At 70.5% G+C, this 17,431-nt stretch carries 16 protein-coding genes; 5 read left to right on the top strand and 11 right to left on the bottom strand.

The window, feature by feature from the left end:
• The first annotated feature begins 44 nt into the window (after positions 1 to 44).
• Positions 45 to 698, top strand: coding sequence for a peptide-methionine (S)-S-oxide reductase MsrA (gene msrA, locus ACFVDI_RS16915; RefSeq protein WP_350714327.1), 654 nt, complete (start codon positions 45 to 47; stop codon positions 696 to 698).
• A 2-nt stretch (positions 699 to 700) separates the two neighbouring features.
• Here msrA and ACFVDI_RS16910 read toward each other — a convergent pair whose 3' ends face one another.
• Both ACFVDI_RS16910 and ACFVDI_RS16905 read right to left on the bottom strand, forming a co-directional pair.
• The gene (locus ACFVDI_RS16910) at positions 701 to 1,192 is read right to left on the bottom strand and encodes a GNAT family N-acetyltransferase (protein WP_378907002.1); all 492 of its coding nucleotides are present in this window, start codon (positions 1,190 to 1,192) and stop codon (positions 701 to 703) included.
• Positions 1,192 to 1,587: a DinB family protein gene (locus ACFVDI_RS16905; RefSeq protein ID WP_378907000.1), complete on the bottom strand. Its 396-nt coding sequence runs from the start codon at positions 1,585 to 1,587 to the stop codon at positions 1,192 to 1,194. Before ACFVDI_RS16905 ends, ACFVDI_RS16910 begins: the two co-directional genes overlap by 1 nt.
• A 76-nt stretch (positions 1,588 to 1,663) precedes the next feature.
• Here ACFVDI_RS16905 and ACFVDI_RS16900 point away from each other — a divergent pair, with 76 nt between their 5' ends.
• A complete protein-coding gene (locus ACFVDI_RS16900; RefSeq protein WP_378906998.1) occupies positions 1,664 to 2,746 on the top strand; it encodes a diacylglycerol kinase in 1,083 nt (360 codons plus the stop codon).
• On the opposite strand, the gene ACFVDI_RS16895 is transcribed toward ACFVDI_RS16900, so the two are convergent.
• The gene (locus ACFVDI_RS16895; RefSeq protein ID WP_378906996.1) at positions 2,736 to 2,900 is read right to left on the bottom strand and encodes a hypothetical protein; all 165 of its coding nucleotides are present in this window, start codon (positions 2,898 to 2,900) and stop codon (positions 2,736 to 2,738) included. The two genes, ACFVDI_RS16900 and ACFVDI_RS16895, sit on opposite strands and share 11 nt — an antisense overlap.
• Before the next feature lie 138 nt (positions 2,901 to 3,038).
• Between ACFVDI_RS16895 and ACFVDI_RS16890 the strand changes: the two genes are divergently transcribed.
• Complete coding sequence (locus ACFVDI_RS16890; RefSeq protein ID WP_378906994.1) at positions 3,039 to 3,842, top strand: SDR family oxidoreductase; 804 nt, start codon at positions 3,039 to 3,041, stop codon at positions 3,840 to 3,842.
• 19 nt (positions 3,843 to 3,861) lie between these two features.
• Here ACFVDI_RS16890 and ACFVDI_RS16885 read toward each other — a convergent pair whose 3' ends face one another.
• From ACFVDI_RS16885 to ACFVDI_RS16860, 6 genes are read right to left on the bottom strand one after another with little or no spacing between them, the layout of a single operon-like run.
• The gene (locus tag ACFVDI_RS16885; RefSeq protein ID WP_378906992.1) at positions 3,862 to 4,854 is read right to left on the bottom strand and encodes a GNAT family N-acetyltransferase; all 993 of its coding nucleotides are present in this window, start codon (positions 4,852 to 4,854) and stop codon (positions 3,862 to 3,864) included.
• Between the two features lie 43 nt (positions 4,855 to 4,897).
• A complete protein-coding gene (locus ACFVDI_RS16880) occupies positions 4,898 to 5,524 on the bottom strand; it encodes a YigZ family protein (RefSeq protein WP_378906990.1) in 627 nt (208 codons plus the stop codon).
• Between the two features lie 4 nt (positions 5,525 to 5,528).
• Positions 5,529 to 6,308, bottom strand: coding sequence for a sulfite exporter TauE/SafE family protein (locus ACFVDI_RS16875; RefSeq protein ID WP_378906988.1), 780 nt, complete (start codon positions 6,306 to 6,308; stop codon positions 5,529 to 5,531).
• Between the two features lie 44 nt (positions 6,309 to 6,352).
• Entirely contained in the window at positions 6,353 to 8,368 is a 2,016-nt protein-coding gene (locus ACFVDI_RS16870) for a hypothetical protein (RefSeq protein WP_378906986.1), read from the bottom strand.
• 18 nt (positions 8,369 to 8,386) lie between these two features.
• Positions 8,387 to 9,790: a magnesium chelatase gene (locus ACFVDI_RS16865; protein ID WP_378906984.1), complete on the bottom strand. Its 1,404-nt coding sequence runs from the start codon at positions 9,788 to 9,790 to the stop codon at positions 8,387 to 8,389.
• A complete protein-coding gene (locus ACFVDI_RS16860; RefSeq protein WP_378906982.1) occupies positions 9,787 to 12,642 on the bottom strand; it encodes a BTAD domain-containing putative transcriptional regulator in 2,856 nt (951 codons plus the stop codon). Before ACFVDI_RS16860 ends, ACFVDI_RS16865 begins: the two co-directional genes overlap by 4 nt.
• A gap of 102 nt (positions 12,643 to 12,744) precedes the next feature.
• On the opposite strand from ACFVDI_RS16860, the gene ACFVDI_RS16855 reads away from it, so the two are divergent.
• Complete coding sequence (locus ACFVDI_RS16855; RefSeq protein WP_378906980.1) at positions 12,745 to 13,170, top strand: YchJ family protein; 426 nt, start codon at positions 12,745 to 12,747, stop codon at positions 13,168 to 13,170.
• 97 nt (positions 13,171 to 13,267) lie between these two features.
• Positions 13,268 to 14,944 (top strand): sensor histidine kinase, encoded by a 1,677-nt coding sequence (locus ACFVDI_RS16850; protein WP_378906978.1) that lies wholly within the window; start codon positions 13,268 to 13,270, stop codon positions 14,942 to 14,944.
• 2 nt (positions 14,945 to 14,946) lie between these two features.
• Here the strand turns inward: ACFVDI_RS16850 and ACFVDI_RS16845 are convergent, their stop codons facing one another.
• Together ACFVDI_RS16845 and cydC are read right to left on the bottom strand one after the other, a co-directional pair.
• Complete coding sequence (locus ACFVDI_RS16845) at positions 14,947 to 15,609, bottom strand: response regulator (protein WP_378906976.1); 663 nt, start codon at positions 15,607 to 15,609, stop codon at positions 14,947 to 14,949.
• Positions 15,603 to 17,431, bottom strand: a 1,829-nt coding sequence (gene cydC / locus ACFVDI_RS16840; RefSeq protein ID WP_378906974.1) for a thiol reductant ABC exporter subunit CydC, incomplete at its 5' end; no start/stop codon positions are given. The genes cydC and ACFVDI_RS16845, both read right to left, overlap by 7 nt.

Here is a 17,431-nt window from a genome sequence, read left to right as displayed (position 1 = left end):
CTGTGTTGGAGACTGGTAGAGATTCCGACCACTGGAGGTTCCGTATGTTCGGCCGACCGACTCAGCTCTTCCCCGAGGACCGCACGCTCGCCGGGCGCGACCAGGCGCTCTTCGAGCTGCCTGCGAAGCACCGGGTCCTCGGCACTCCCCTGCTCGCCTCCCCGTCGGACGGGACCGCCCCGGAAGGGTCGGAGGTGGCCTACTTCGGCCTCGGCTGCTTCTGGGGCGCCGAGGAGATCTTCTGGCAGACGCCGGGGGTCTACTCGACCGCTGTCGGGTATCAGGGCGGCACGACCGCCAACCCGACCTATGAGGAGGTCTGCAGCGGTCAGACCAACCACACCGAGGCGGTGCGTGTGGTCTTCGACCCCACCGTGGTCTCCTACGCCGACCTGGTCAAGAAGTTCTTCGAGGTCCACGACCCGACGCAGGGGATGCGGCAGGGCAACGACGTCGGTACCCAGTACCGCTCGGCGCTCTACTACGTCTCCGACGCGCAGCGGGAGACCGCCGAGGAGCTGACCAAGATCTACGGCGACGAGATCGCTCGTCGTGGGTATGGCGAGATCACCACCGAGATCCGCGAGGTGCCGACCTTCTACGCCGCCGAGCCCGCGCACCAGCAGTACCTGGACCGCGTTCCCAACGGCTACCGCTGCCACGCCAACACGGGCATCGCCTTCCCCGCGACCGCCTGAGGTCAGGTCAGCGGCAGATACATCACGTGGAGGCCGACCCGGCCGTGCGACGTCGAGTCGAACGCGTCCGGGACGGTCCCGATGATCTGGAAGCCGAGGGACTTCCACAGACGTACGGCGGTCGTGTTGGTCTCCACGACCGCGTTGAACTGGATGCCGTGGAAGCCGTTGTCCTTGTGCCAGGTCACGCAGTAGTCGCCGAGGGCCCGGCCGACGCCCTTGCCGCGGGCGTCCGGGGAGACCATGAACGAGGCGGTGCCGATGTGGCTGCCGCGGCCCGGACGGTTGGGGCCCATCTTCGCGCTGCCCAGGATGCGCTCGTCCCCGGGCTCGCCCTCGACCGCGACGACGACGTGGTCGTACATCCACATCTCCCTGGCCTCCTCCGAGGTGAGGCCTTCGGGGTAGGCGTAGGTCTCCCCCGCCGCCACGATGTCGGACCAGAACGGGTAGATGTGCGGCCAGTCGTCGGCCGTCGCTTCACGGATCTGCATCACAGGTCTGTCTTTCCGTCGATGGCCTCGCGCATGAGGTCGGCGTGGCCGCAGTGTCGGGCGTACTCCTCGATCATGTGGACCAGGATCCAGCGCAGGCTGATCTCCTGGTCGTCGTCCCAGGGAGCCGTGTCGAACGGCGGGACCGGGGCGTTGCCGGCCAGGCGTACGCCGAACCAGGTGTCCTCGACGAACGCCATGTGCTTGAGGAGTCCGGCCAGCGTCATGGTCGTGGGCGGGAACGGGCGGTTGAGCTGCTCGTGGTCGAGACCCGCGACCTGCCTGAGCAGGGTCGCCCGATGGAAGTCGAGGAACGTACGCAGGGTCGTGGACTCGTCCGCGACGTAGGGAGCGCCGGTCGGATGACGGGTGTCCTCGAAGAGTGCCTCGGTCATGGACGCCAACGTAGCGACGGAGAGTTTCCTCGGCGAATCACTTTCGCGAAACTGAAACGCGTTCTAGATTTGGCTCATGCCTCAGCCTCTCAGAGTCGTCGTCTGGTCCACCGGGACGGTGGGACGTCATGCCATCGCGGGAGTGGATGCCCATCCCGACCTGGAGCTGGTCGGGGTCTGGACCTCGACACCGGCGAAGGCCGGGGTCGATGCCGGAGAGCTGGCGGGGTCGGGACGTACGCTCGGGGTGGCCGCGACCACGTCGCGCGACGAGCTGCTCGCGCTGGCGCCGGACTGTGTCGTCCACGCCGCGATGACCGACGACCGGGTCTTCGAGGCGATCGAGGACCTGACCGGCCTGATCCGGGACGGGGTCAACGTCGTCTCGTCCGGGCCGGTGATCCTGGTCCACCCGCAGGGGACGCTGCCGGACGAGATGATCGCCGGCATCGACGAGGCCGGCCGCGAGGGCGGCGCGTCGCTGCACGTCAACGGCATCGACCCCGGCTTCGCCAACGACGTCCTGCCGCTCGCGATGACCTCGCTGTCGCAGCGGATCGACCACCTCCGAGTGTCGGAGATCGCGGACTACTCGACGTACTTCCAGCCCGTGGTGATGAAGGACCTCTTCGGGTTCGGGGGCTCGCTGGAGGACAAGCCGTTCCTCTGGGAGCCGGGCGTGCTGAGCACCGCCTGGGGACCCGTCGTCCGGGTGCTCGCCGCAGGACTCGGGGTGACCCTCGACGAGCCGCTCGTCGAGCACGTCGAGCGCCGCCCGGCCGTCAAGGACACCAAGACCGTGTCGGTCGACATCGCCGAGGGTACCCAGGGGTCCGTACGTTTCACCGTCACCGGCAACGTCGACGGGATCCCCCGCATCACCCTCGAGCACGTCACCCGCACCGACGCCGGGTCCGACCCCGACTGGCCGGTCCCGGCGACCGGCGACGGCTGCTACCGCATCGAGATCACCGGCGAGCCGTCGATGACCGTCGAGTTCAGCCACCACGGCGAGCACGGCGACCACAACGTCTCCGGGATGATCGTCACCGCCCAGCGCCTGGTCAACGCCATCCCCGCCGTCGTCGCCGCCTCCCCCGGCCTGGTCTCCCCTCTCGACCTCCCCCTGATCACCGGCCGCGGCCTCGTCAGCCGATGAGCGAGACGTCACTCCGGTCGGCCGAGGCGTCACGTACGTCGGGCGACACGTCACCTACGTCGGGCGACACGTCACCTACGTCGGGCGAGGCGTCAGCCGCGTTGGCCGAGACGTCACTCGCGATGGCCGAAGCGTCACGTACGTCGATCGACACGTCACGTACGCCATCTCGGCCGACGCAAGCGACGCCTCGCCCAACCGGAGCGACGCCTCGGCCGACGTACGTGACGCCTCGGCCAGCGCAAGCGACGTCTCGGCCGACCGGCCGGACGTCTCGACATGGAGGAAACAGATGAGCATTCTCGAACGGTTCAGACTGACCGACCACGTGGCGGTCGTGACGGGGGCGGGGCGCGGGATCGGGGCGGCTACGGCGGTGGCGCTGGCGGAGGCCGGGGCGGACGTGGTGATCGCCTCAAGGACGGAGCGGCAGCTCCGGGAGGTCGCAGAGAAGATCGAGGCGGCGGGGCGGCGGGCGCTGGTGGTGCCGGCGGATCTTGCTGACACGGCTGTGACGGCGGGGCTGGCGGAGCGGGCGTACGAGGAGTTCGGCCGACTCGACATCGTGGTCAACAACGTCGGCGGGACGATCCCGAACACGTTCCTCGACACCGACGAGAGCTACCTGGAAGAGGCCTTCCACTTCAACGTGACCACGGCGCACGCGCTGACACGGGCGGCGGTGCCCTACATGGTGAAGAGCCCGGACGGGCAGCAGTCGGTGGTGTCGATCAGCTCGATGATGGGACGGACCGCCGGGCGCGGCTATCTGGCCTACGGGACCGCGAAGGCGGCGCTGGCGCACTGGACCAGGCTGGCCGCGACCGACCTGGCGCCGAGGATCCGGGTGAACGGGATCTTCGTCGGGTCGGTCCTGACCAGCGCGCTCGAGTTCGTGGCGGGCGACGAGACCATGCGTGGCGAGATAGAGACGAAGACCCCGCTCGGACGGATCGGCGAGGCCGAGGACATCGCCGCCGCGGCGGTCTACCTCACCTCGCGGGCCGGGCAGTTCGTGACCGGGAAGCTGCTCGAGGTCGACGGTGGCACCGAGGCGCCGACGCTGGACCTCAAGCTCCCCGACGTCGGCGCCTGATCGTCAGACAGTCGGACCGTCAGACGGTGACGTCCTTGTGCCACGACTCGGTGACGTAGTCGGTCACCCAGCCCATCGACTTGTAGAGCCCGTCGGCCCCGGTCGGGCTGTCGGCGTCGACCTCGAGCGAGACCCGGTCGCGGCCGCGCTCGATCGCGTCGCCGATGACGGCGTGAAGCAGCCCCTTGGCCACCCCGCGGCCGCGGGCGTTGCGGTTGACACCGATGTACTCGACGTACGTCCCCTCGACCCCGGCCGCGTTGGCGGGCAGCACCGAGGCGACCAGCGAGCCGGCGGGCAGCTCGCCCTCAGGCGTGTCGACGTAGGCGAGCCACCAGTGGTCCCAGCGGTGGCCGGGGTCCTCGCGGAGGCGCTGTACGAACTCGGGAAAGCTCTCCCGATAGGAGTTGAAGTGGTCCTGGAAGGACTCCTCCAGGGTCTGATGGACGGTCTGCAGATCGGCTGCGACGGGCATGCCGTTCTCGTGGGTCTCGACCGGCCGGATCGTCACGCCCTCACGGAGCGGAGGCACGGTCTCGTCGGGCAGCACCGGCCGGCTCATGTGCAGCCAGGTGCGCTTGTTGGTGAACTCCGCCGCCGCCAGCCACTCGCGCTGCACGGTGTCGTCGGCGAACGGGCTGGCATCGAGGTGGGACTCGGTGATGCCACGCAGCTCGGCCATCGACCGGGCCTGGTCCTCGAGCCAGGCGTAGAGCCCGGCCGCGACCTCGGCGGCCAGGGCGATGGTGCGGTCGACGTAGAGGTAGACGAGGGTGCGTCCGGCAGCGCGGTCATGGGCGATGGCCCAGGCGCGGATGTCCCCCTCGGGGTCGATCGCGACGAGCTGCTGGCGGGTCCAGGAGGCGGGGCCGGCGATCTCGCCGGTGATGGCGTCGGCGTCGACCTTTCCGGACCCCTCGAAGGGTGTCTTGTCGGCTGCTCGGAGCCTCAGAAGTGCGGGTAGATCGTCGAGGTCGGGGACCTTCGTCGTCCATCCGGTAGGGAGTTCCACGGGCGTCTCGCTATGGTCGCTCACCCGGCCATTCTCCCAAACGTCAGGGAAGGTCGACCCACTGGTCCGCGGCCGGGACCAGCACAGACGCACCTGCGGTGAGCTCTGCGACCAGTGCCTGGAGGCGTTTCTCCTCGGCAGGAGGAGCCCCGATCCGCAGGATCACCGCGGCCCCGTAGGCGGTGTCGAGGACCGCCACACCGGAGGATCGGAGGTCGGTCTCGAGGCGGCCGGCGGCGTCGTACGGGACCTCGATCGAATACTCCCGAACGAGCTCTCGCCGCAGCGTCCCGACCTCGTCCAGCGCGGCGCGGACGGCGTCGGAGTAGGCCCGGACAAGACCGCCCGCACCGAGCAGCGTCCCGCCGAACCAGCGGGTCACCACGGCGACCGTGTCGGACACCCCGGCGCCACGGAGCACCTCGAGCATCGGGGCGCCCGCAGTGCCGGCCGGCTCACCGTCGTCGTTGGAGCGCTCGACGGGCTGCGGTGGCGGGCCGATCCTGAAGGTCGAGCAGGTGTGCCGCGCGTCCCAGTGCTGTTTGCGCAGCCGCTCGACCACCTCCCGGGCCTGGCCCTCGCTCTCGCCCCGGACAAGCGTGCACAGGAACCGTGACCGCTTCTCCTCGATCTCGGCGGCGCCGTCGCGACCGATCGTCAGGTAGTGCACGGGCTCACCAGATCCCCAGGACGCTGCCGCCGATGCGGATGATGAACCCGGCGACCACGACGATGAAGAAGACGCGTACGAACCCGGCACCCTTCGCCACCGCGGTCCGCGCCCCGAGGTAGCCGCCGATCAGGTTGCACACGCCCATCATCAGGCCGATCTTCCACATGACCGCGCCCTGCGGGATGAAGACGGCGAGGGCGGCGAGGTTGGTGGCCACGTTGGCCATCTTCGCCTTCGCGCTCGCCTCCAGGAACGAGTAGCCGAGCAGGCCGACGAGGCCGATCACCAGGAAGCTTCCGGTCCCGGGGCCGAGCGCACCGTCGTAGAACCCGACCGCGAACCCGACGACCATCGCTCCGATCACGTGCCGGTGGTCTTGGAATTTCAGCTTGGTCGCCGCGCCGAGCTGCGGCTTGAAGACCACCCACGCGCCGACCAGGACGAGGGCCGCCAGGACGATCGGCTCGAAGACCTCCTCCGGAAGGTACGAGGCGACTCCCGCGCCCATGGCCGAGCCGATGAACGCAAGGATCATCAGGGGCACGAAGGTCTTCGGATCAGGGCCGACACGCCGGTAGTAGGTCGCGGCGCTGACCGACGTGCCGAATACCGAGGCCAGCTTGTTCGTCGCCAGGATCTGCACCGGGGCCGCGCCGGGCAGGAACAGCAACAGCGCCGGCAGCTGGATCAGGCCACCGCCCCCGACCACCGCGTCCACGTAGCCGGCAGCCAGCGCCGCGAGAGCGAGGAGGGCAAGTACGTTCAGCGTCTCCTCGGTCACGAGCGCAGGCTACGCGGCTCGATGCTCACCGAGTCAACTCGGTTTCAGCCGGCCCACCAGCCGCGGTCGCCGAAGGCATCCGGGTAGCCGCCGTAGCTGTTCGACGTACGCCGCGCCGTCCTGTCCCCGAGATACGACCCGACAACGGCGGCGCCGAGGTCGTCCAGCTCGGGCGCGACGACGCGCCCCTCGACGCGGCGGGCCATGGAGTCGATGAAACGGGCCAGGCCGGGATCCTCGCCGAGGCGGAAGAAGGTGGTCTGGGCGCCGAGGCGACGGGAGTTCTCCAGCTCCTCGACGGACCGCGCGATCGTCACCGGGTGCGGCGGGTAGGAGAACCAGACATCGCCGCCGGGCTCCAGGTGGGCGGTGGGCTCGCCGTCGGTCACGATCAGGAGCACCGGCTGGGCACCGGGGTGCTTGCGGAAGTGCCGGTTGGCCAGCAGCAGCGCGTGGTGCAGGTTGGTGCCCTTGTCCCAGATCGCGTCGAGCGCGGTCAGTTTCTCGATCTCCATCGTCTGGGCATAGCGCCCGAACGAGATCAGCTGCAGGTCGTCGTTGCGGAAACGGCTCCTGATCAGGGTGTGCAGGGCCAGCGCGGTGCGCTTCATCGGCACCCAACGGCCGTCCATCGCCATCGAGAAGCTGGTGTCGACCAGGAGGGCGACCGCTGCCTGCGTACGTGCCTCGGTCTCCTGCACCTCGATGTCGTCGACACTCAGCCGGACTCCAGGGCCACGGCGGCCCTCTCCGACCTCACGGATGACGGCGTTCGTGATCGTGCGAGGTACGTCCCATGGTTCCGTGTCGCCGAAGGCCCACGGCCGCGAGGAGCCGGACAGATCGCCCGCCGCACCCGCGCGCTGCAGGTCGCGTTCGCCATGGCGGCCGGAGAGCCGCTGCGCGACGTCGCGCAGCAGGGCCTTGCCGAGCTGGCGCATCGCCTTCGGGGTCAGCCTGAGGTCGCCGTCGGAGCCGCGCTCGAGCTGGCCGGAGTCGCGCAGCGCCTGCTCGAGCTCCTGCAGCGTGCGCGCGTCGACCGCGGCCTGGTCGCCGAGCTGCCGGGAGAGGGCGTCGAGGTCGATGTCGTCGAGCCTGCTGCCGGCGTAGGACTGCTGGAGCTGCTCGGAGAGCTGGTCGAGCTCGGCGATGTCCTGCAGCACGCCGGTGCCGTCGCCGAGGCCGAGTCCCTCACCGCCGCCGAACTCCTCGGAGCCGTACCAGTCCTCGCCCGGCCGCGCCGCCTGCAGGTTGGCGTCGAGCTGCGCCATCTGCTCCATCAGCGCGGGCGAGCCGAACGCCTGCGCCGAGAGCTCCATCAGCTCGCGTCGCTGCTCTGCCGACATCGAGTTGAGCATCCGCTGGGCGGCCGCGGAGCGCTGCGCGAGGGTGTCGAGGAGCTCGTCGATGTTCTGCGGGTTCTCCGGGAAGTACTGCCCGTGCTTGGCCATGAACTCGTCGAAGTCCGCGTCGGTGTCCTCGCCGCGGTTGTGCTTGTCGAGCAGCTGGTTGAGGTCTCGCAGCATCTCCGCGATCGCCTCGCGGTCCTCGTCGGTGGCCCCCTCGAGCGCCTGCTTCATCCCGGCGAACCGCTGGTCGAGGATCTCGCGGCCGAGCAGGTCCTTGATCTCCTCGTAGGCCTCGCGGGCCTCACGTGAGGTCCAGTCGTAGGAGGAGAGCTCGCTCACCGCGGCGGCGGTGTTCGGCGAGAGGTTGTCGATCTGCATCTCCCGGAACGCCCGGTCGCCGTCGTCCATGGTGACGTCGCGGGCCAGCTGCTTGCGCTCCTCCAGGACGGCCTTGTCCAGCAGTTCGCGCACCTGCTCGAGCGTGCCGTCGAGGTTGTGGCGCTGCAGCAGCTCCCGGCGCCTCTCGGCGACCTGCCGGGCGAGGTCGTCGAGGCCGCGCTGATCCTGTCCCCCGCGCCGCAGGAACTCCCGCATCGCGCGCTCGGGCGAGTAGCCGGACATCACGTCCTCGCCGATGGCGTCCAGCGCCTCGGCGATGTCGACCGGCGGGGCGAGCGGGTCGCCCCCGGCGTACTTCTTGTAGCGGCTCATGGCCTGCCGCCCGCCGAATCAGCCATAGATCGTCTCGCCGCCCTCGGTGTCCTTGCCGATCTTTCTGGCCAGGAAGAGACCCTCCAGGGCCAGCTCGATGGCGCTGGCCAGCTGGCCGTCGTTCTGGGGGCCGCCGGTGGCCTCGTAGACGCGGTCGCCGATCTGGTCGTAGAGGTCCGACTCGCCCAGGACCGGGAGGCCCTCCAGGAACGCGCGGGCGGAGACCTTGGTGCCGGTGGTGACCATGCGGCCGTCCTCGATGGCGTCGATGAGCAGCGCGAAGTCGAGGCCGCGGAAGGACTTGCGGACGGTCTCGGCGACGGCAGTACGCAACAGATGGGTGAGGATGTCGGCCTCGCGGCCCTCCTCGCCCGACTCGAACTCGATCTTGCCGGAGAGCACCTCCACGGCGGTCTCGATGTCGACGAGACGAGCGACCGCATCGGGCTCCCCGGCCACGGTGGCCCGGTGCAGCGCTGCCGCGGCGACGGTCTCGGCGCCGGCGATCGAGAAGCGCGCCGAGACCCCGGAACGCTGGTCGACCGCAGAGGATGCGCGCAGGTGCCGGGTGAAGACGGCGAGGATCTCGAGAAGGTGGTCCGGCACGTCGGCGACCAGGGCGGCCTCCTGCCGGATGACCGCCATCTCCGCGGCGAGCTCGCGCGGGTAGTGGGTGCGGATCTCGGCGCCGAAGCGGTCCTTGAGCGGGGTGATGATCCGACCGCGGTTGGTGTAGTCCTCCGGGTTGGCGGAGGCCACCACGAGGAGATCCAACGGCAGCCGCAGCACGTAGCCGCGGATCTGGATGTCGCGCTCCTCCATCACATTGAGCATCGCCACCTGGATCCGCTCGGCCAGATCGGGCAGCTCGTTGATCGCGACGATGCCGCGGTGGGAGCGCGGGATCAGCCCGAAGTGGATCGTCTCCGGGTCACCCAGTGAGCGCCCCTCGGCGACCTTCATCGGGTCGACGTCACCGATCAGGTCAGCGACCGAGGTGTCGGGCGTGGCCAGCTTCTCCGAGTAGCGCTCGGAGCGGTGCTTCCACGCGACCGGCAGCGCGTCACCCTGCTCCGCAGCCGCCCGCAGGGAACCCACCGAGACCGGCTCATAGGGATGCTCGCCGAGCTCGGAGCCGTCGATGACCGGGGTCCACTCGTCGAGCAACCCCACCAACGTACGCAGCAGCCTGGTCTTGCCCTGGCCGCGCTCGCCCAGCAGGACGACGTCGTGGCCGGCGATCAGGGCACGCTCGAGCTGGGGGATGACGGTGTCCTCGAGCCCGTGCAGCCCGGGCCAGGGGTCCTCTCCGGCTGCCAGCTTGGCCAGCAGGTTGTCGCGGATCTCCTCGCGGAGCGACTTGAACACATGGCCACTCGCGCGAAGCTGGCCGAGGGTGCTGATCGTGGGTGCGGCAGTCACGGACGCAACGCTACGCCGCCGCCCAACCCCGGGGTGGCCGTCGCGTCGACGTCCCGACCCGCGGATACCGCGGATCCGACGCCGGCGAGGAGCTCCTCGACCCGTTCCCGGGTCAGCGCGGTGCGGTCGAGCTCTCCGACCTCGTCCAGGATCGTGAGGACCTCGTGCAGCGTCACCCGGGCCTGGGCGACGCGGTCGGTCTCGCGCTCGATCAGGGCGCGGCGTACGAGGACGTTGGCCTCGGCCCACCGGTTGCGCTCCTCGAGGTGATGGGCGAGCTCGATGCGCAGGTGGGTCTCGGCCTCCGCGTGGTGGCCCAGTCCGATGAGGGCATCGATCAGCGTCATCCTCGGCGAGGCGGTGGAGTCGACGTCGACGGACGCGTAACCGATCTCCTCCTCGACCAGCCGCACGGCGTCCTCGTAGCGCTCCATCCGGACATAGACCTCGGCCAGCCCGATCAGGCTCGCTCGGGCACGGTCGTCCATCCCGGCGGCGTCCGCGACGGCGTAGGCCTCCTCCAGGACGGCGACGGCCTCGTCGAGGGAGCCGATCATGCTGAGTGCCTGGCCGCAGTTCGACAGCGACATCTCCAGGCCGGCCGCGGTCCCCGCCTCGCGGAACACCTCGGCCGCGCCCCGGAACTCCGAGATCGCCCGGGTCAGGTCGCCTGCCCGCGCACGGCTGATCCCGGCCTGGTTGCGGATGTAGGCCGCGTCGACATGCTCGCCCGCGCGCAGGGCGGCGTCGAGGCAGAGCTCCTGGAGCGGCAGCGTCTCGGCGGGTGGGTGCCGCATCGAGAGGGTGAACATCTTGTTGACCAGCTGATAGGCCGGGCCCAGCAGTCCGGCGCGCACAGCCAGGCGTACGGCACTGCCCATGGTCAGCCACTCCCGGTCGCCCCAGGCGCGGGCCTGCTGCGCGGTGGCGAAGCTCAGCGGCGTGACCCCGGCGACCACGGGGTCGAGGCTCATCAGCCGGAAGGACCGGCCGCCGGCCTCGGAGGCCGCGACCAGGGAGTGGGTGTACCAGCTCACCAGCCGCAGCAGCGCCTCTCCGGACTCCTCCTCGGAGCCCATCTCCAGGGCGTAGTCGCGGATCAGGTCGTGGAGCACGAAGCGCCCCGGCCGGTGCTCCCGGACCAGGTTGGCGTCGACCAGCTTGTCGACCAGACGCCGGGCCGCGGCGATGTCGACGCCGAAGAGCGCCGCCATCGCGGGCATCCCGATCTCGTGGCCCGGACGGAGGCCGAGGAGCCGGAAGGAGCGCCGCGACTCCTCGTCGAGGGAGTCGTAGGACCAGGAGAAGACCGCGCGCAGGTCGGAGATGGGATCGAGCGGCGCCTCGAGCGCGGCCAGCCGGCTGGTCTCGCCGTCGAGCTCGGCCAGCAGGTCGGTCAGCGGCAGATCCGGGTAGCGACTGCACCGCTCGGCCGCGACGGCGAGCGCGAGCGGCAGGTGTCCGCACCGCTCCGCGAGGGCGCGTACGTCCTCCTCGTCCGCAGGCCGGTCGATCAGCCGCTGCCGGAGGAAGGCCACCGACTCCTCCGGGGCGAGCGTGTCCAGCGCGAGCCGCCGGGCCCCCTCCCGGGTGGCCAGGCCGCGCAGCTGGCTCCGGCTGGTCACCAGCACCAGCGAGTCACCACCCGGCAGCAGCGGCCGCACGTGCGCGGAGTCGCGAGCGTTGTCGAGCACGAGGAGCATGCGCCGCTGCGCGAGGGTCGTACGCAGCAGGGCGGATGCCGCGTCCACCTCGGCCGGCACCGAGGCGACGTCGACGCCGAGCCCGATCAGCAGGGTCGTGAGCGCCTGGGCGTGCGAGAGCGGCTCGCCCGGCCCGAAGCCGCGCAGGTCGATGAAGAGCTGGCCGTCGGGGAAGTGCTCGGTCCGGGTGCGCGCCCAGTGCACCGCGAACGCGGTCTTGCCCACCGCCCCGATGCCGTGCACGGCGACCACGCTCGGCCAGCCGGCGTCGTGGGAGATGGTGACCGCGTCCAGCAGCCGCAGCTCGGCCTCGCGCCCGGAGAAGCTGGGGATGTCGGCCGGGAGCTGCCTCGGGATCAGGTCCTCCTCGGAGATCCGCTGCGCGGGCACCGTCGCCTGCCCCGGCGCGGCCTCCGCCTCGGGGGCAGCCGGCGAGGAGCCGACCAGCAGCCGGGTGAACGTCGCGCGCAGCTCCGCACCGGGGTCGGTGCCGAGCTCGTCGGCCAGCCGGGAGCGGACCTCCTCGTAGGCCTCCAGCGCCTCGGCCGTACGTCCCGCGGCACCCAGCGCGTCCAGCATCACCACCCACAGGGACTCCCGCAGCGGGTGGTCGCCGACCACGCGGCGCACGTCGGCGACCGCCTTGGTCGCCCGGGCGGCGGCGATGTCGAGCTCGGCGCGCCGCTCCAGCGCGGCGAGGTAGCGGTCGACCAGCCACGGCCGGGTGCGTTCGGCCAGCGACCCGCCGGCCGACTCCTCGAACGGCTCGGCGCGCCACAGCTCGATGGCCTCCTCGAGCCGCGCATAGGCCTCCGGACCCTGCGCCGCGTCGAGCAGGTCGATGAAGGCGAGCGCGTCCACCGAGGAGCGGGGCAGATCGAGGATGTAGCCACCGGCGGCGCGGCGTACGACCTCCTTGCCGAGCACGCGACGCAGCCGCCCGATGTAGGTGTGCAGGCTGCCGCGCGGGTTGTCGGGGAGCTCCTCGCCCCAGATCCGGTCGGCGAGAACATCGGCGGAGACGGGAGTGCCGGCCTCCATGGCGAGCAACGCCAGCAGGGTGCGCGGACGTCGCCCCGGGACCTCGATGGGCTCCCCTGCGCGGGTGACACGCAGCGGCCCGAGAAGACAGATGCTCACATCCGTCACCGACGTATCCCCGCCTTCCTGAGTTGAGCCTGGCCTTAACAATAGTGCGTGACCTTCTTGCTCTAGGAAGGAAAAGAGACCCGTCTGATACACACTGGGCCCATGTCTCCGTTCGGCCGCACGACCACCGGATCACCCCTGCCCCAGGACTGCCCGTGCGGCAGCGGGCGCCGCTATGAGCAGTGCTGCCGCCGGCTGCACCGTGGGGACGCCCTGGCCCAGACACCGGAGGAGCTGATGCGCAGCCGCTATGCGGCGTACGCCCTCGGGGACTGGGACTACATCTTCCGGACGTGGCATCCGCGGAGCCGCCCGGACGACCTGGGCGTGGCCGGAGATGACCAGCAGCTGAGGTGGACGGGCCTGGAGATCGAGGGCTCGGGACTCGATGACGACACCCACGGCTGGGTGGCGTTCCGGGCGTCCTACCGGGCTCCGTCGGGCGACGGCGTGCTCGCCGAGCGCAGCCGGTTCGAGGTGCGTGCCGGACGGTGGCTCTATGTCGACGGCGAAGTAGCGGATGAATGATCCAAACGCACACATTCGCGTGAGTTTGAGGCAGACAGTGGAGAAACTGTTGCCGTTATGTGGACGCAACCGGGTCCGACACGACAGACTCTGACAAGTGACCACCGACGCGACCGAGGACCTGACCGGTCTCGAGCCATCGGCGCGCTCGCTCCTGGACGCGGTCATCGCGATGTCGAGCGAGCTCGACCTGAGTGCCATGCTCGAGCGGATCACCCGCTCCGCCTGCGAGCTGACCGGAGCCGGCTACGGCGCGCTCGGCGTGCTCGACCTCGACGGCAACCTGCAGGACCTGATCACCTACGGCCACCAGCAGGAGCCGACACTGCAGGTCGTGGGCAAGAGCCGCGGCCGTCGTGCGCGGCTCGATGCCGACGCCGATGCGTATGCCGACGCCTATGCCGATGATGGAGCGGATGATGACGACGAGCCGGCGTCGACGACCCGGCCCCGGGGGATCACCGCTCCCGAACCGCTGCTCCTGGTCGGTTCTCGCGCTGCCGAGGGCGGCAGCCACGCGCTGCGTACGGGCGATCCCGGCAAGCGCAGGTTCATCGAGGTGCCGCTGCGGATCAAGGACCACGACTTCGGCCACCTGCTCCTGTCCGAGAAGGTCGGCGGCGCCGACTTCACCAGTCACGACGAGCAGCTCGTCGTCGCCCTGGCCCGTGCCGCGGGCGCCCAGATCGACAAGGTACGCGAGCTCGAGCTCAGCGAGCAGCGCCGCAAGTGGCTCGAGGCGAGCGCCGAGCTCAGCCGTGCCCTGACCCCGCCGCTGGACCACACCGTCGCCCTCGAGCGGATGTGCGAGACCGCGCTGCCGCTCATGCGCGCGATCGGCGTCGGCGCCGGCACCCGCATCGAGCACGGTCTCGTCTCCGGGGTCGCGGCGGTGCCGGGGCAGGAGGAGCGGGTCCGTGCGGTGACCGAGAAGGTTCCGCTCCTGATCGACCGCCGCATCGTCGAGCCGCTGGACCTCGAGGTCGACGGGCTCTACGTCGTCGTCGCTCCGGTGCGCTCCTCGCTCGCCGGCCGCGGTGCGTTGCTGGCCATCTACGACAAGGCCCGCGCCGCCCACGACGAGCACGAGCGCGAGCTCTTCTTCGGCTTCGCCGGCCAGGCCGCTCTCGCCCTCGACCGTCTCCGCGCCGTCGAGGACCGGGCCGATCTCGCCGTCATCACCGACCGCGACCGGATCGCCCGCGATCTGCACGACGTGGTCATCCAGCGTCTCTTCGCTATCGGGCTCCAGCTCGAGACGCTCGGCCGCAACCCGGAGCGGGTCGAGGACCTGCCCAAGCGGCTCTCGGAGCAGGTCGACTCGCTGGACCAGACCATCAAGGACGTACGCGGCTCCATCTTCGACCTCAGCAACCACGACGCCTCCTCGCTGCGGGCGCAGGTGCGCGAGGTGGTCCGGGAGTACGCAGGCGTCATGGACTTCACTCCGGAGATCAAGATCACCGGGCCGGTCGACACCGCGGTGCCCGATGCGGTCCGCAACCACCTGCTGCCGGTCCTGCGGGAGGCGGTCTCCAACCTCGCCCGGCACGCCCAGGCCCACAGCGCCCAGATCGAGCTCACCCTCCAGGACGACGAGATCAGGCTGGTCGTACGCGACGACGGCAGCGGCGTCCCGGAGGAGGCCGAGGAGAGCGGGCTGAAGAACGCCCGATGCCGCGCGGTCCAACTCGGCGGTCAGCTCGAGATCGGCCCGCGCTCCCCCAGCGGCACCGAGCTCGTCTGGCAGGTGCCGATCACCGCTGGGGTCTGACTTCAGCTTCCCTTGCGGGGGTGGAGGAGCTCCTTGGCCATCAGCGCCGCCTGGGTGCGCCGCTGCACGCCGAGCTTGGCGAGGATGCTGGAGACGTAGTTCTTGACCGTCTTCTCGGCCAGGAACATCCGGCCGGCGATCTCACGGTTGGTCAGGCCCTCGCCGATGAGCGCGAGCAGGCGCTTCTCCTGAGGCGTGAGCGCCTGCATCTGCGGCGAGTCGCCGTCGGGGTTGCGCATCTTCTCCATGACCTTCGCGGTCATCAGCGGGTCGAGCAGCGAGCCGCCACCGGAGACGGTGCGGATCGCCTCGACCAGGTCGTTGCCGCGGATGTCCTTGAGGACATAACCCTTGGCGCCGGCCATGATCGCCGAGAAGAGCGCCTCGTCGTCGTCATAGGAGGTCAGGATGAGCGCGAGCATGTCCGGGTAGGCCGCCCGGACCTCGCGGCAGACCTCGATCCCCGAACCGTCGGGAAGGCGGGCGTCGAGCACGCACACGTCCGGCTGGAGACGGTCGATGTCCTCGCGCGCCTGGGCGGTGGTGCCGCCCTGGCCGACGACAGCGATGTCGTCATGACTGTCGAGCAGCGTCGTCAACCCCTGACGCACGACCTCGTGGTCGTCGAGCAGGTAGACCCGGATCGTCCTTGTCTCGGTCAACACCGTCTCACTTCCCCCATTCGTTGAAGGGAGACCACGGTATCGGTCAACCCCAGTCCGGTCGATGTGTGAGTCATCCACAGTACGGTTTTCGTGCCGCCATGCGGACCAGGCTCTCCGCCGTGTTCTCCGCCGGGCTCTGTGTCAGCTGTCGAGCCATCCTCCCGCGCGAGCACCTCGCGCGCCAGCGACGCGGCGGTCGAGGTGTCCAGATGAGCCAAAGGTTCATCCAGAACCAGGACCTTGTGCCCGGCCAGCAGCGACCTCGCCACCGCGAGCCTCGCCCGCTCTCCGCCGGAGACCTGGGCCGCACCGTCGCCGAGCCTGGTGTGCATCCCGTCGGGGAGAGCATCGAGCCAGTCACCGAGATGGGCGCGCCGGAGCGCGTGCTCGACCTCCTCGTCGGTGGCTTCGGGCCGCGCCAGACGGACGTTCTCGACGAGGTTGGAGGAGAAGACGTGCGGATCGTCGTCGACGAGCCCGACGATCTTCCGTACGTCCCCGGGGTCGAGTTCGCTCGCCGGGCGGCCGCCGAGCGTGATCGTGCCGGTGTCCGGGTCGAGGAAGCGCAGCAGCAGCGCGGCGAGAGTGCTCTTGCCGGAGCCGGAGGGTCCGACGATGCCGATCCTCGCGCCGGGCTCGACGTGCAGGTCGGGGAGGTCGACGCTCTGGTCGGTCGTCGGGCCGCCGGGTCGGGCGGTGACTCCTGTGAGGGTGATGGTGGTGTCATCAGTGGGCTGCTGAGGGTTTTCCGGGACGGTGACAGCCGGGCGGCGGGTGGTGAGGTCGTCGAGGCGCCGCTGGGCGGCCCGGGTGCGGGCCCTGGCGGCACCGGCGTCCGCGAGGGTCGCGGCCGGCTCGGCCAGTGCCAGCGGGACCAGGGTGAGGAGCGCGAGCATCGGGCCGTCGCCGACGGTGGTGAAGGCGGCGGTCGCGGCGACGGCGGCACCGGCGGTGAGCAGCACGAGCGCCTTGGCCACGGAGGCAGCGGCCGCTGCGGTCGTGGTCGCGCGGGTGGCGGTCCGGGCCAGGTCGTCGAGCGTGTCCAGCACCGGCTCGCCCGCCTGCCACATCCGGCGCTCGGTCGCCGTCTGGGTCGCCTCGACCACCTGCTCGGACACTCTGGCCCGCACCGTGACCGAGATGTTCTCGGCGCGTGCTGCTCCTGCGTACGCGATCCCGAAGGCGACGCCCGCCGCCACCACCGAGGCCGCGGTGAAGGCTGCGGCGCCCGGGTCGATGAGCGCGGTCGCGAGGACCGCGAGCAGCGCCACCACCGCGTACTCCCGGATCGGAAGTCGCACCCGCAGCTCCTCGTCGAGCACCGCGTCGACGTCGTCCACGACGCTCGCCAGCACGTCTCCGCGGCGACCCGGAAGTGCGCCGGGCACGAGCGGCACCAGCGCGTCGTAGATCTCCACCCGCCGCCTGGCGAGCAGCCGCAGGGCACTGTCGTGGGACCACAACCGCTCCAGGTAGCGCAGCACCGGCCGCGCGATCCCGAACGTACGCACCCCCACCATCGCCGCCACCAGCGTCATGATCACCGGGTGGTAGGAGGCCTTGATGATCAGCCACCCCGCCAGCGCCGTCAGCGCCACCCCCGACGCCCAGCTCAGCCCGCCGACCACCGCCGACCCCCACAGCGCCCTCCGTGCCGAGGCGTCACGTACGTCGGCCGAAGCGTCAGGCCCGTCGACCGAGACGTCACGTACGTCGGCCGAAGCGTCGCTCTCGTCGGCCGAAGCGTCGCTCTCGTCGGCCCCGTTGGTCGACGAGCCCGACACCGAGTCGTGGACGGACCGCGCACGGCACGGTGTACAGG

It is taken from the genome of Nocardioides sp. NPDC057767 (genome assembly GCF_042798275.1).
GTDB lineage: Bacteria > Actinomycetota > Actinomycetes > Propionibacteriales > Nocardioidaceae > Nocardioides.
The sequence above is the reverse complement of the archived record's forward strand: the minus strand, read 5'-3'. Positions and strand labels throughout refer to the sequence as shown.

Coding starts and splice junctions, on each gene's coding strand:
- msrA (WP_350714327.1), top strand. CDS start 45: ATGTTCGGCCGACCGACTCAGCTCTTCCCCGAGGACCGCACGCTCGCC.
- ACFVDI_RS16900 (WP_378906998.1), top strand. CDS start 1,664: ATGCCTCAGCCTCTCAGAGTCGTCGTCTGGTCCACCGGGACGGTGGGA.
- ACFVDI_RS16890 (WP_378906994.1), top strand. CDS start 3,039: ATGAGCATTCTCGAACGGTTCAGACTGACCGACCACGTGGCGGTCGTG.
- ACFVDI_RS16870 (WP_378906986.1), bottom strand. CDS start 8,368: ATGAGCCGCTACAAGAAGTACGCCGGGGGCGACCCGCTCGCCCCGCCG.
- ACFVDI_RS16910 (WP_378907002.1), bottom strand. CDS start 1,192: ATGCAGATCCGTGAAGCGACGGCCGACGACTGGCCGCACATCTACCCG.
- ACFVDI_RS16905 (WP_378907000.1), bottom strand. CDS start 1,587: ATGACCGAGGCACTCTTCGAGGACACCCGTCATCCGACCGGCGCTCCC.
- ACFVDI_RS16855 (WP_378906980.1), top strand. CDS start 12,745: ATGTCTCCGTTCGGCCGCACGACCACCGGATCACCCCTGCCCCAGGAC.